General features: G+C 61.9%; 10 protein-coding genes and 1 pseudogene. 4 read left to right on the top strand and 7 right to left on the bottom strand.

What is annotated here, in order from left to right; translation table 11 throughout:
• Positions 1–156: 156 nt before the first annotated feature.
• Entirely contained in the window at positions 157–852 is a 696-nt protein-coding gene (locus ACX4ZE_RS21230; RefSeq protein WP_480275227.1) for a DUF899 domain-containing protein, read from the bottom strand.
• A 544-nt stretch (positions 853–1,396) separates the two neighbouring features.
• Between ACX4ZE_RS21230 and ACX4ZE_RS21225 the strand changes: the two are divergent.
• Positions 1,397–1,860, top strand: a pseudogene (locus ACX4ZE_RS21225) (AAA family ATPase); the annotation flags it as partial.
• A 181-nt stretch (positions 1,861–2,041) separates the two neighbouring features.
• Here ACX4ZE_RS21225 and ACX4ZE_RS21220 read toward each other — a convergent pair.
• Positions 2,042–2,665: a DUF1775 domain-containing protein gene (locus tag ACX4ZE_RS21220; RefSeq protein WP_480275226.1), complete on the bottom strand. Its 624-nt coding sequence runs from the start codon at positions 2,663–2,665 to the stop codon at positions 2,042–2,044.
• Between the two features lie 914 nt (positions 2,666–3,579).
• Positions 3,580–5,301, bottom strand: a complete 1,722-nt coding sequence (locus tag ACX4ZE_RS21215) for a GMC oxidoreductase (protein WP_480275225.1) — start codon at positions 5,299–5,301, stop codon at positions 3,580–3,582.
• A 517-nt stretch (positions 5,302–5,818) separates the two neighbouring features.
• Between ACX4ZE_RS21215 and ACX4ZE_RS21210 the strand changes: the two genes are divergently transcribed.
• Positions 5,819–6,301, top strand: coding sequence for a nitroreductase family deazaflavin-dependent oxidoreductase (locus ACX4ZE_RS21210; RefSeq protein ID WP_480275224.1), 483 nt, complete (start codon positions 5,819–5,821; stop codon positions 6,299–6,301).
• A gap of 115 nt (positions 6,302–6,416) precedes the next feature.
• Here ACX4ZE_RS21210 and ACX4ZE_RS21205 read toward each other — a convergent pair whose 3' ends face one another.
• Together ACX4ZE_RS21205 and ACX4ZE_RS21200 are read right to left on the bottom strand one after the other, a co-directional pair.
• Complete coding sequence (locus tag ACX4ZE_RS21205; RefSeq protein ID WP_480275223.1) at positions 6,417–7,031, bottom strand: TetR/AcrR family transcriptional regulator; 615 nt, start codon at positions 7,029–7,031, stop codon at positions 6,417–6,419.
• 146 nt (positions 7,032–7,177) lie between these two features.
• Positions 7,178–8,524 carry a cytochrome P450 gene (locus tag ACX4ZE_RS21200; RefSeq protein ID WP_480275222.1) on the bottom strand — a complete coding sequence of 449 codons (1,347 nt, stop codon included), beginning with the start codon at positions 8,522–8,524 and terminating at the stop codon, positions 7,178–7,180.
• Positions 8,525–8,594: 70 nt separating this feature from the next.
• On the opposite strand from ACX4ZE_RS21200, the gene ACX4ZE_RS21195 reads away from it, so the two are divergent.
• A complete protein-coding gene (locus ACX4ZE_RS21195; protein WP_480275221.1) occupies positions 8,595–9,440 on the top strand; it encodes a class I SAM-dependent methyltransferase in 846 nt (281 codons plus the stop codon).
• A 57-nt stretch (positions 9,441–9,497) separates the two neighbouring features.
• Here the strand turns inward: ACX4ZE_RS21195 and ACX4ZE_RS21190 are convergent, their stop codons facing one another.
• Together ACX4ZE_RS21190 and ACX4ZE_RS21185 are read right to left on the bottom strand one after the other, a co-directional pair.
• Complete coding sequence (locus tag ACX4ZE_RS21190; protein ID WP_480275220.1) at positions 9,498–10,703, bottom strand: site-specific integrase; 1,206 nt, start codon at positions 10,701–10,703, stop codon at positions 9,498–9,500.
• Positions 10,704–10,908: 205 nt separating this feature from the next.
• Positions 10,909–11,508, bottom strand: a complete 600-nt coding sequence (locus tag ACX4ZE_RS21185; protein ID WP_480275219.1) for a TetR/AcrR family transcriptional regulator — start codon at positions 11,506–11,508, stop codon at positions 10,909–10,911.
• 82 nt (positions 11,509–11,590) lie between these two features.
• Here ACX4ZE_RS21185 and ACX4ZE_RS21180 point away from each other — a divergent pair, with 82 nt between their 5' ends.
• Positions 11,591–12,796, top strand: a complete 1,206-nt coding sequence (locus tag ACX4ZE_RS21180) for an alpha/beta fold hydrolase (RefSeq protein WP_480275218.1) — start codon at positions 11,591–11,593, stop codon at positions 12,794–12,796.
• Positions 12,797–12,858: the final 62 nt, after the last annotated feature.

The following is a 12,858-nucleotide window of genomic DNA, read 5'->3' as shown; positions in this document are numbered from 1 at the left end:
AGCCCGACGCGCCCGCACCAGCCCCCCGCGTGGTCAAACGCGCCATCTCCGAACACCGCGCCAAAGGCGCCATAGTTCTGGTTCACTTCCGCTGGGAGCTCACCGTTCTGGACGCAGGCATCGCCGCGCCGTGGTGATCGTCGGCGGATCGCTGAGTCAGCGAGCACCTTCGCCGTAGAGCTTTGCAATGTCGGGCGAGTCCAACCAGCCTGAGTAGGTTGGCCGGGAAGGCCATCCGGCGGGGGAGTCCTGCCACTTCTCCTGACGGCCCCACGGCAGTAAGTCGATGAGCGGGAAAGTGTGGCTGAGCTGCTCGATGCCGCGACCGTTTGTGTGCCAAGTGCGGTACACGATGTCGCCATGGCGCATGAACACGTTCACCGCGAACCCTTCACCCGGGGCCGCGTCGACGTCAGCGGCGAAAGAGCTCTCCGATGACGAGTACCAGTCCATCTTGTTGCCGACCCTCGCTTTATAGGCCAGAGCCTCCTCGATCGGTCCATTGGTGACGATGACGAATCGCGCATCATAGGAGTCGAGGAAGTCCAGCCGGGTGAACTGCGATGTGAAGCTGGTGCACCCGCCGCACTGCCACGCCGCGCCGTCCGACCACATGTGGTTATAGACGATCAACTGGGATCGGCCGCCGAACACGGCGGCCAGTCGGACAGGTCCATCCTCGCCGATCAGGATGTAGTCAGGCATTTCCACCATGGGCAGTCGACGTCGCTGCGCGGCGATCGCATCGAGTTCACGGGTAGCGCCCTTTTCTCTCATGCGCAGGTCATCGAGCGCGGTGCGCCAAGTCAGCTGGTCGACCACGGGTGGCTTAGCGAACTCGGAGGTTGTCATCTGATGCTCCTCACGTCGGACTGTCTTGTAGGTACTGACTCGGATACCTGCCGATACTCATCGCTGCGGTGTGTGGTGATGTTTACTCGGGCGTTCCGCCGCCGCTGCACTATTCGCCGTGCGAACCCAGAACACCGTGTGACCACGATGATGGGCTGGTACGCCAGCCGTACTTCGTGGTCGATGATGCTACTGGTCAGTGAGGTGGAACAGCAGCAAGTCCGCAGTCGACGCTCCTGGCACCGCTGAATCCCGCTGGCCACGCTCGCCCACGCATTCCTCGCCACACGCGCCGCCACTCAGGCCACCAGCACAACCGGACTGATCCTATCGCCCCACAACGAAATCCGGCACCTGATCACCGCGCTGACACACCTCGATCTCATCCGGATTCGATGGTGATATAGGGATTGTGTGTCGCAGCACACCAACACTTCGCGAGCGGAGCTTTCCGTCCACAGCGTGCCATGAAGTAGAGGAAGGAAGTAACCTTCTCGCTTTCAAGATATAGCGCACCGGGGGCTTGCGGCAAGGCCCCCACCGTGTCGACGAAGCCGCGCTACCGTGCACCGTCTCGGACCTGCTCGCAGGCCCTTTCGCTCATATCGTCGTCGACGAAGTTCAGGAACCGACCGACGCGGAGTGGTGGATGTTGTTACGGAAGCCGAGCCGATCATCCCGGCTGCGCTGCCCGACGCCGATGTCCCAGCCTCTATCCGCAGTAGCGGCATCCCCGCAGCGCACGGATCTGTTTCGGAACTGGACTCGATTCTCGACACCTGACTGGCTGCGCATTCCGACGGGAATGCTTGTGTTACAGGCGATCTGACATTCCAGTCGACATCCCGAATCCGGTCGCTGTCCTCTGAATTGTCGAAGGGGCTCGAGTTCGACTTGGTCGTCCTCGTCGACCCGGCGGAATTCGGTGACGGTATCGAGGGAGCGGTCGAACAATATGTCGCTATGACCCGAACGACCCAGCAACTCGTCATCCTCACGAGCCCCTGACGGTCAACGTCCGCAGACCGACGAACTATTCGCAGGCAGATCAGTATCGTCACGGGTTGTGTTCAGGACCATGAACTTTCTGCCAGACCAATGAGATTCTGAAGTCGGCGTCCAGTTTCCGCGTGGGAAATCGACACGCGATACCGTTGCTCGCCGGGTACATCAACGAATACCACCAGGTTTACGGCGTCGAGTCGGTCCGCCGCGCGTTCACTATGCCGATACCATCCAACCATCGGGCAGTAGTGTCACCGGCAGGATCTTCCGCGGACGTAGACCGGATATCGTCGTGACCGGCGGCGCTATCGGATCGTTCGGCCACCAAGGTCAGCACCGGCGAAGGGAATTCGAGCTCTTCGTCTGGGGATTTCGGCTTCTGATTCCACCGTATGATCTGTCCGTCCGCGTAGGTCTGTATCGCGGGTGTCATGACATCCTCGATATCGGGCAGACCGGTGGTGAGTACCGTGAACTGGCCGAACTGTCCTGGAGCGATCCCATTACCCGGATCCGCGGTCCAGGTGATATCGGTGGCGTCCTCACCTGTGTTCTTGCGTACCGTAGCTCCCCAGCCCGGTACCGTTTCGGTATCAGCGGTTGTCACCCCAGGGATCCGCACCTGGAACTCGGTGCTGAGGCTGTGTGCTGTCGATTCATTCGGCACCTGATAGACCAGCACTGCTGAGCCACCATGAGCCGCATTCGGGGCGGATACGGTGGCATGGGCAAACGCGGGAGCGGTCGCGGCAAGTACCACGACTCCGGCACCCGCGATGGTAGTCCGCGCAATCCAGGAACAGGTCATCGACGATCTCCTTCACATCGAGGAAACGAACGCAACCGATGTTTTCCGGACAGATCGAACTCTCTGGACAATAGGTCGCTGGGTGCTCGAACTCAGGGACCGATCGAGGCGAACGTGTTCATCGCGATATCGACCTGCGGAAAGAGTGCCTGAAGGAGTGCTCCGCGGGGATCAGGCCGATGCGCGCGTGAGTTGTGTGGCAGTCCGCTCGGAGCGCTGGAGTGTGCCATCACGTCGTACGGACCGAACTTCCGCCAAGCTGCGTGCGACGACCGTGGCATGAGCCGCGATGATGGCCAGGGAAGCCGAGCCGACCACAGCGAGAAACACAACCACGACAGATACCGGTCCTTTCGGATGCGAGCGGACCTGAGTGCCCGCTCTATGCGGTGGCGAATTCGCGATCGCCGCCTTCGGCGAGTGCGCACTTCCGTCTCCAAGGTGCCCAGGCTTCTGCAGACCAAACACGCCGATTTCCTGCGGCTCGTTCGGGGCCAGGGCCGCGGTTTAGCGCTGTGCGCGATGACGGCGCGCGGACGGCTGGTCGCCTAGGTCGAGGCAGGCGTACGCGCCGTGCGGAACGGATGAGATGCCGACGTCGCTGAATCGGCCGACTCTGTTCGTCAGCTGACCCGATCGGTGCTGTTCTGGCGACCGACACCGTTCCGGTCGTCTCTCGATGCCAGAGTAGTCCGTGCACGCGGCGCTGCACCGCTGTGTGCACCGAGTGACCACGACGCGGCATGCGGGTCGCTCCCGCGTGTCCTGGAGCGGCCGGCATACAGATGGCCCACTGTGGTGCAGATCGAAGCTGCTGTGCGCCGGTTGGTTCCGTCGATTCGAGGGGTGACGCCGTAGTCCAGGGCAACAGCGTGGTGGCACCCTCGTCGCGGCAGGATATCGCGGTCGCGGTGCTATCCGGCCGCTGGTGTCTTCCGGATCTCTGCGATCGGAAGTACCAGTGCGGCAGGAGAACTCGCAGGTACTACCGGGGTGATCGGCGCGACCGGGGCGATCCGCCGATATCCGGCGCCTACTGGAGGCCGGTTATCCGCTTCGTTCTTGTTCGGCCAGTACGCTGCCGCACGTTCGGCTTGTGCGGTGATGGTGAGGGAGGGATTCACTCCCAAGTTGGCCGAGACCGCCGCGCCGTCCACAACACTGAGTGTCGGGTAGCCGTACACGCGGTGATAGCCGTCGATCACGCCGTGCTCGGCGTCGGCGCCGATTACCGCACCACCGAGAAAGTGCGCGGTGAGTGGAATATTGACGACCTCGCCCCAGCTGCCGCCCGCACTGCCGCCGATTTTTTTCGCAACCCGCCTGGTCACCTCGTTACCTACGGGGATCCAGGTGGGATTGGGTTCACCGTGCCCCTGTTTGCTGGTGAGCGTGCGACCGAACAATCCGCGCTTGGTGTATGTGGTGATCGAATTATCCAGATGCTGCATGACCAAAGTGATGATTGATCGCTCACTCCAGTTCTTGATGGTCAAAGCGGTGAGCATGTCCCCTGGATGGCGCAGCACAACGCCCAGAAAACGCAGCCAGCGCGGGATGCGGCCGCCACCGTCGACCATGATCGTTTGCAGCAGGCTCATCGAGTTGGAGCCCTTGCCATAGCGAACCGGCTCGATGTGCGTATCCGGTGTCGGGTGGATCGAAGAGGTGATGGCCACTCCTCTGGTGAAATCGACGTTCCGGGGAAGTTTCCTGGTCGCCGCACCGACAATAGATTCCGAGTTGGTGCGCGTCAGTACACCGAGCCGATCCGACAGATCCGGCAATACGCCCTGGTCCCGCATAGCGAACAGCAGCTTCTGGGTACCCCGAGTGCCTGCGGCGAGCACGACATGCGCCGCTGTGAGCGTCCTCGGCTCTTTACGCATCCACGCGCCGGTACGGACGGTGGACACATCCCAGGTCCCGTCGGGATACGGTCGTATCGCCTTGACGGTTGTCATCGGAATGATCTCGGCGCCTGCCTTTTCAGCGAGATACAGGTAGTTCTTCACGAGAGTGTTCTTTGCGCCGTACTTGCATCCCACCATGCAATCGCCACATTCGATGCAGCCGGTGCGTTCGGGACCAGCACCGCCGAAGTATGGGTCAGGTACCGTCTTTCCCGGCTCGCCGAAGAACACACCGACTGGTGTCGGCACGAAGGTGTCGCCGACTCCCATATCGTCGGCGACGGTCTTGAAGATCTCATCGGCGGGTGTCATGTGCGGGTTGCGCACTACGCCGAGCATCTGTTGCGCCCGTTCATAATAGGGGGTCAGTTCCTCGCGCCAATCGGTGATGTCGCGCCATTGCGCGTCCTGGAAGAACGGTTCCGGGGGCACATACAGCGTGTTCGCATAGTTCAACGAGCCGCCACCGACGCCGGCCCCGCCGAGGATGAGGACATTGCGCAGCGGATGGATGCGTTGGATACCGTAACAGCCGAGCACGGGTGCCCAGAGGAATTTCTTCAGCTCCCAACTGGTCTTGGGCAGCTCGTTGTCGGCGAAGCGCTGGCCCGCTTCCAGCACACCGACCTTGTACCCTTTCTCCACCAGTCGAAGCGCGGTGACGCTGCCGCCAAACCCTGAACCGACGATCAGCACATCGAAATCCGTCGTCCGCTGGTCCATATGGAACTCCTCGATCGTGTCGCCAGTGATTCAGATAACATTACTCGCAGAATGCGTGGTAGTTCATGGCCCAGCGGGGGCCGACCAGCGGATTGACCGGCCAGGGTGCGCGCCGGGGCCGCCCATGTCTATGTCTGTGGGGAGGGCGCTGCTTATGTTCTGGCGCGAAGTGTGAAGTAGGGGAGCGGGGTCGCGCCGCGTCGGTTCCGGAGCTGCCAGGGTGTAGCGCCGGGGGCATCGGTATGACACATTCGGGAACTGCGCACTGATATCGCGTGGAAGCGGCGCAGCAGTAAATTTCATGTAGATATGTAGATATTAGCATCTATATATGTATTTATATGAAAAGTATAAAGCCAAGATAAAGAGCCGTATCTAACGAAATGATTTTGCATAGAGGGACAGGAGAATTTGTATTCGGAAGGTGGAAACGAGTCCGCATGTGGGTGGTGTGAGATAGCCCTCGGTCCCGGCACATCAGGCTATCCAGGTACCAGGTGCATGTCAGGATTCGGGTATGAAATCAAATCCGTTGTCGCCCTTGGCTAGACAACTCGCTCAGCAGCATTGGGTAATGCGTTGCGCACCGGCCGTGCTGCGGATGGAACGGTTGATTCGGTGGATGAGTCATGAGCGAATGGGCGTACTCGATCTGGCCGGGCTGCCATCGATCGAGGTCACTGTGTCGGGTCGAAAGACCGGCATTCCCCGCACGACCTCACTGCTCTATGTCCCCTTGGACGGGGATTTCGTTGTCGTTGGTTCGAATTGGGGCAGTCGTGAACATCCGTCATGGTCGGCGAATCTGCGTGCGGCGGATACTGCGATGATCCGGCGCAAAGGTGAATTGTTCCGAGCCGAGGTCTGCGAGATCATTGGTGTCGATCGCAAACGCGTTTGGGATCTCGTGGTGGAGTTCTGGCCCGGATACGAGATGGAGCAAGAACTCTCCGGTGGTCGCGAGTTTCGCATCTTCCAGCTGCGGCGACTGACTGCCTGAGATAGCGGGCGCGGTGCGATCGTGTTCGGGGAAGCGGTTTCGGTGCTGAGCCGAATCCGGCCACACGGATGTCATGTATACAGTGTGTGCGGCTACGGGCCACGAAGTCGTGGTTCTAGCCGTGTGGGCCGATGAGAGCGATCGCGGACTCGGCAGCCACGTCGATTATATCGGCGATATCGTTGCCGTCCTCGACGGTGATCGCGATGAGTTCGCGGAACCCGCCCAAGAGGATCGTTGCCACCTGGCGTGTGGGTGGGCGTATGCCGGCTGCGATGAATTCTCCGGTGCTGGTGAGCTTCTGAATGAGGAAGATGAACGCTTCACCGGTATCACGCTGTAGTTGCCGCGCGCCCTCGCCGAGAGCGGGAACCACCCGGATCCAGCTGAGGGTAATCGAAGGATCTTCCTGTGAGGACCGGATCCACGCTTCGACAGCCTGACGGATCTGTGTACGCCATGGCGTATGTGGATCGACTGCGGCATCGATGCGGCGGATCGTTTCATTGTTCCGCTCGGTCAACAGGACGATGAAGCAATCTTGTTTGCTGGTGAAGTGCTCATAAAAAGTTCGCCGGGAGGTCTTGGCATGCCGGACCACATCGGCAACGGTCGAGTCTCGGTAGCCACGCTCGCGAATGGCGCTGGCCATGCCGTTGAGCAGCCGCCGACGAAACCCCGATTCCGCGCCAGGGTCGGTGGCAGGCGACAGGGGCTCGACGCGTATCACGAGATCAGGGTAGCTACTCTTTGCTAACTCTCGTGGTCTGCCTCGCGGACCCTTGGGTTCGGCACCCTGCCGCAGGGGCGGATAACCAGCCGCGTGGGCCCTGGTATTTGCTGGCCACCCGTCGAGCGAGACGAATTATGACTCGGTCACGCAGTCATCTCGGTGCTGCGGTTGTTTACGGGCACAGAGTGCCGGGAGGAGCGACGATACACTACGGCACGGCCTTTTCCGGCCGGGACCAGCGCGATACCACGGAAATGTGCGCGTTCGTCCCGAGCGTCGGTTGGTTCGAGTGTGAAATCGCGTAGCAGCGTCCGCAGTACGATGTTCATTTCCATGGTGGCGAATGCCGCGCCGATACAGCGTCGGTGGCCGCCTCCGAACGGAATCCAGCTGAACGTGCCCGGTCGTATCCCGACGAAGCGATCGGGATGGAAGGTACGAGCGTCGGGGAAGAGTTCCTCGTTATCGTGCAGCAATCGGATGCTTGCTATGACATTCTGACCCTTCGGCAGGGTCCATCGGCCCAGCTGCATCGATTCTGTGCGGACCTTGCGCACGGTGAAGTCGATGACGGGCCGGACGCGTTGCACCTCCAGCAGAGCGGCCGCACGTAGTTCTGAGCCGCCGGCATCGGCTTCGGCAGCTAAGCGGCTCAGTACGTCCGGGTGCCTGCGCAGCCGTTCGATCGTCCATGCCAGGGTCGTAGCGGTGGTCTCATGGCCAGCGGTGAGCAGAGTCAACAGTTCGTCCGCGATTTCGCTGTGGCTCATGGGTGAGCCATCGTCGTACCGGGCTTGCAACATCATCGCCAGTACGTCGTCGCGATCTTGGAGCTGTTCATCGGTGCCTGCGTAGTCGATGAGCTTGCCGACGATCTCGTCATAGCGGTGACGGTATGCCGTGAACCTGGCCCAAGGGCCGAATCGGCCTAGTAGTCGCTTCGGCACCGGAACTGCGGCCAGCGCTGATGCGACCAGAACCAACTTGGGAAGCAGCTCACGTAACTCCTTGAACTCGTCGCCTTCGGCGCCGAACACCGCCCGCAGGATCACATTCAGCGTGATCCGCATCATCGAGTCCATCGTGCTGAACTCGGTGCCAGAAGGCCACGATGCCATCTCTCGAACGGCTTCCTCTTCGACCAACGCCTCGTACGCGGTCAGCCGCTTGCCATGGAAGGGAGGAGTGAGTAATTTGCGCTGCTTGCGGTGTTGCGCGCCCTGTAGTGCGAACAGCGAACCGGGGCCGAGGAACTCGCCGAGGTTGGCGTCGATGTTGTCGGCGACGTCGGTGCTCGCGGTGAACAATGCTTTGATCTCAGTGGGGTCTGCCAGTACTACTGAATGCCCGTATCTGGGCATATGGATGGTGAACGCCGAGCCGAAGCGCGTATGCATCCTCCGCCAAGCTCTGGTGCGTCCGACCAGAATCTCCAGGTTTTGCACAATCGGCGGAGTGGATGGGCCATCGGGCAGCCTTATTGTGGGCATGCGCGCACCTCCTCGCATGGTACGTGAGTGTACCATCAGTACGGTACACTCACGTACCACTCGTCACAAGATGTTGCGTTCGATGGCGCGATCGGCCGGTTGTTGCCGTGTGTTTGCTCGGGTCCGACGACAGTCTTTCGATAGTTTTTCGTTAAATCGATCCGGCGGCAGGCCCTTCTTCTTGAGATGGACCGTCAGGCGCACGGATAATAGGGTTATGGGTAACACATCGACATATTTCCCTGAGATGGATTTCGACGCAGTGTATCGCGGCGAGGGACCTTTCCAGGCGCCGTGGGATATCGCTGATCCGCAGCCCGCATTCGTGTTGGCAGAGCAATTGGGTGGAATTGATGGTGAAGTATTGGATTCGGGGTGCGGAACCGGTGAAAATGCATTATATCTCGCCAGCCGGGGTTATTCGGTAACCGGGTTGGATGCGGCACCGACCGCTATCGCGAGGGCGCGACATAAGGCGGCGGATCGGGGCGTTGAAGTCACATTCGAGGTTGCCAATGCTCTGGAGCTGGAGCGTTACACACACAGCTTCGACACCGTCGTCGATTCCGCACTGGCGCATATATTCGATGTTTCTACGCTACGCCGCTACGCCGCATCGCTGCATCTGGCGTGTCGAGCCGATGCGCGGGTGTATTTACTGGCTATCAGTGATGATGGGCGGGAAGTGATGACCACTCGCTTCACAGATGCGATGACGCGGTCGGGTCGTACGGATGCGGCCGCTGAACAGTTGGCTGCCGCGATACCGAGAAAGCATGCCGATGAGTTATGTATCGGGTTCGCTGAGGGCTGGCAGCTGGAATCGCTCGAAAAGACCGTGATGCGCACGGTGCTGCCGCCTGCGTCCGGGTACGTCGAGATCGGTGCCTGGTTGGGTTGTTTCCGACGTATCTGATTTCCGGCTATAAGAGTCAGAGTGATGTTCGGCATCATCTGGATAAATTTCTGTACATCATAAACCAAGTTTGGTGACCGCGTTGTCTTCGAGCGGATTGGCCGTACGGATATAACCGTGGACAGTGCGTGGGTTGGACCAGCGCCCTTGGCGCATGATCTCGCGGTCGGTGGCGCCGCTGAGTGCGGCCTGAGTAGCGAATCCGGCGCGTAGCGAATGGCCGGAGAAAAGCCCTGGGTCGAGCCCGGCCCGGGCTGCATATCGCTTGACCAGTTCGGCGACAGCGCGGCCGGACATGGCATGGTTCGCGATGCTGCCGTGCCTGGTGATAGCGGGGAAGAGGGGGAGGCTCGTGCCGGTGAGAGTGGTGCCGGTGAAGCCGTGGCAACCATGCAGGGGAGCCGAGTGGGCAGGCTGAGCATTCAACCAGCCGCGAACACCGGAAGTGCCTGTCGCGACATGGGTCTCGCGCAAGCGTAGCCAGCTGGCGAATGCGCAGACCGGGCAAGTGGCAGGACGGCGGCCGCGGGGGAGGACCACCCGCTGTTCCGCGGTGCCGGTGGGATCGGTTTTGGTGGCGGGCAGCCGAATCAGCAGGATCGGTTCGCCGATGGTGGGATCCATGCTCACCTCGACATCGTCGATACGCAGTCCGGCGAGTTCGCTGCGGCGCAACGCGCCTGCGAAACCGATGAGCAGGACGAGCGCGTCCCGGCGGCGGGCCGGTTCAGTGGGCCAGCCGGGTTCGGGAAGCCCTGCCAAGAGCTGGTCGAGTGTGTGCAACAGGATGGGCCGTTTGCGCGTGGGCCGGGCGCGGCGGACGCGGCGTATGCCGCGCAGGGTGAGTCGCACAACATCCGAACGCGTGGGGGACGGCAGTCCATTCGCGGCGTGTACCGCGGCGATAGCGGCGCACTTGCGTTCCAGCGTCGCCGGACTGAATGCCCATGCACCGGTATCGCGGCGCGTATCCGCGGCCGCGGCTAGATATACCGCGATATCGAGAGCATCGGCGGGCAGGGCCTGCCTGCCTTCGGTGGCACACCATGCCGACCAAGCGATCCAGTCCGCACGGTAGGCGCGCAAGGTGTTCGCAGACTGGGAGGCTTCGAGATACCGGTGTAGTGAGCCAGCTTGATCATCGTCGAAGCGCTCTCGCACCAGCCGCAGTGCGGTGGCGTCCACCAGTACGCTACGGACACCACGACGTAACTGTGTGCGTACCGAATCGGGAACTGCGACGATGGTGGATCGATCGTCCATAGTTCTCTCGGCTCTCTGTGCGTTTCGTCCGGCGCGAGAATTCACCCTAGACCATCTGCGCGCCTATGTTGCTCTTGCGCAGTGGCTCGTTCTTGATGCCGAAACGCATCAGGCGACGGGCGACGACATTTCTGAGCGCTTTCGGGGATCGCTGGCAGGCTCTCTGCGGTGAGCTGCTCGGCGCAGTCATAGGGGGCCGGGTACGCTACCCGAGGCCGAGGGAGCGGCTCAGGTAAGTAGTCCACCAATCGAGCTGGGTAGTTGAAGTGGTGGCCGACCGGCCGGTGAGGCCGGCGCTGCGCCGGAAGGCTGGACCGTACAGCGGTTCGGTAGCGAGGGCCTGGTGGAGCGCGGCGACCGCGAACCGGGTGTCCGCGATGGGAATATCGGCGGCATCAGGACGTAAAGCGTGAAGCGCGACGACGACCGGATCGAGCATCCCAATCCTTTCATCCCGCCACCCAGCGGCGTGCAGCGCTACGGCCAGCTCGCCATAGCCTTGGCGATAGAAGACCGCCAAGGCATCGACCAGCTCGCCGAGATCGGCGTCATGCTCGAGCCAGGAACTCAGCACCTCCGCCACTCCGGCACGAATTTTCCGGCCGCCGTGGCGTAGCAGAGCTTCCAGGAGGCGGTCGCGGGTGCCGAAGTGGTGGTTGACCCCCGCATCAGTCATGCCGACACAGGTGGCGACAGCCCGGACCTGTACGGCGGCCACCCCGTTCTCGATCAAGAGCTTCTCAGCAGCGTCCAAGATCAGGCGTCGTGCCTCGTCAGGCGAGCGACGCACCCGAGAATATGTCACATCAGCAACATTACCTTGACATCTCAAGGTAAATGATTCTAGGGTCCTACCTTGACGGCGCAAGGTAGGAGGTACCGCCGTGATGATCGACAGCACCGCCTCTAAGGCACGCAGGATCACCCGACCTGATGCAGTCCTATACGGGGAGGAGGCCGGAGTCGGGCCGACTGTCCTGCTGCTGCACGCCGGTGCGGAACGTCGTCAGGTGTGGCAGCCGGTGATCGATGTTCTCCTCGATGCCGGGTTCCGGTGTGTGGCCTTCGATCAACGTGGCCATGGTGACAGCGGTGGCTCGCTGCGGACGTTCGCGCCTTGCGCAGACGATGTCGCAGCCATACTCCGTACCGAGCCGCCAGGATGTGTGGTTGTCGGTGCTTCGCTGGGCGGGCTCGCCGCCATTGCCGCGTTGGGGGATCCGGCGGTGCGCCCACGGGTGGCCGGCCTCGTGTTGGTGGACGTCGTACCCGATCTGGAGCCCCACCGGGTCCGGCGCTTTCTCGCCGCCAGTGACATGATCGACACCCACAGCGAGATCATCGACGACATCCTCGCCCAGGTTCCTTGGTTGCGGCAGATCACCGCGGAGCTCGATGTACCTATCCTGCTCGTCAGTGGCAGCGAGTCGCCCCTCGTCGGCGACGATGTCGACCGGTTTCTCTGTCTGGCCCCGCACGCCACAGTGGCCCGTATCCATGGTGCCGGTCACCTCGTCGCTAGGGATCAACCAGGGCAGTTGGCAGAGACCATCGCTGCTGTCACCACCGAGTGGCCCGCGTTGGCGCTGCTACGTGCGCTCGGCGCGGGACTGCTCGCTCACCCAGGTGGGAATCTTCTCGATCACCTTCAGCGGGTGCACGAGCTGGTGGTGGGTTGGCGCGGGAGCAGGCGAGTACGCCTCGCCGCGCTCTGTCACGCCACCTACGGCACCGATGGATTCCCACACCCGCTGCTACCGCTCGACCAGCGAGCCCGCCTGCGGACAGCGATCGGCGAGGAGGCCGAGGCCCTCGTCTACCGCTATGCAGCCTGCCACAGGAACGAGACCTACGCCCGGCTCGGCGCAACACCGCTCCCGCTCACCGACCGCTTCACCGGCGAGCTCGTCACTATGGCCGCCGCCGATCTCGCCGACTTCTCTCTACTGACCATCGCTAATGAGCTCGATGTCGCCCGCACGGCTCCGCTCACCATCGAAGCTCGCCGCGATATCCGAGCCCTCGTCACCGCACTGGCGGCCTATGTCCCTGACATCGCAGCCCAGGCATTGGCCGATCCTTCCCTACTTTGATTCCTGGGCAAGCCCGCCGCTGGATCGAGGTGGGGCCAGGAGGCTTGCTCGGCCCCACCTGG

The organism is Nocardia sp. TBRC8007 (genome assembly GCF_056629435.1).
The sequence above is the reverse complement of the archived record's forward strand: the minus strand, read 5'-3'. Positions and strand labels throughout refer to the sequence as shown.

Coding starts and splice junctions, on each gene's coding strand:
- ACX4ZE_RS21230 (WP_480275227.1), bottom strand. CDS start 852: ATGACAACCTCCGAGTTCGCTAAGCCACCCGTGGTCGACCAGCTGACT.
- ACX4ZE_RS21220 (WP_480275226.1), bottom strand. CDS start 2,665: ATGACCTGTTCCTGGATTGCGCGGACTACCATCGCGGGTGCCGGAGTC.
- ACX4ZE_RS21215 (WP_480275225.1), bottom strand. CDS start 5,301: ATGGACCAGCGGACGACGGATTTCGATGTGCTGATCGTCGGTTCAGGG.
- ACX4ZE_RS21210 (WP_480275224.1), top strand. CDS start 5,819: ATGAAATCAAATCCGTTGTCGCCCTTGGCTAGACAACTCGCTCAGCAG.
- ACX4ZE_RS21200 (WP_480275222.1), bottom strand. CDS start 8,524: ATGCCCACAATAAGGCTGCCCGATGGCCCATCCACTCCGCCGATTGTG.
- ACX4ZE_RS21195 (WP_480275221.1), top strand. CDS start 8,595: ATGTTGCGTTCGATGGCGCGATCGGCCGGTTGTTGCCGTGTGTTTGCT.
- ACX4ZE_RS21190 (WP_480275220.1), bottom strand. CDS start 10,703: ATGGACGATCGATCCACCATCGTCGCAGTTCCCGATTCGGTACGCACA.
- ACX4ZE_RS21180 (WP_480275218.1), top strand. CDS start 11,591: ATGATCGACAGCACCGCCTCTAAGGCACGCAGGATCACCCGACCTGAT.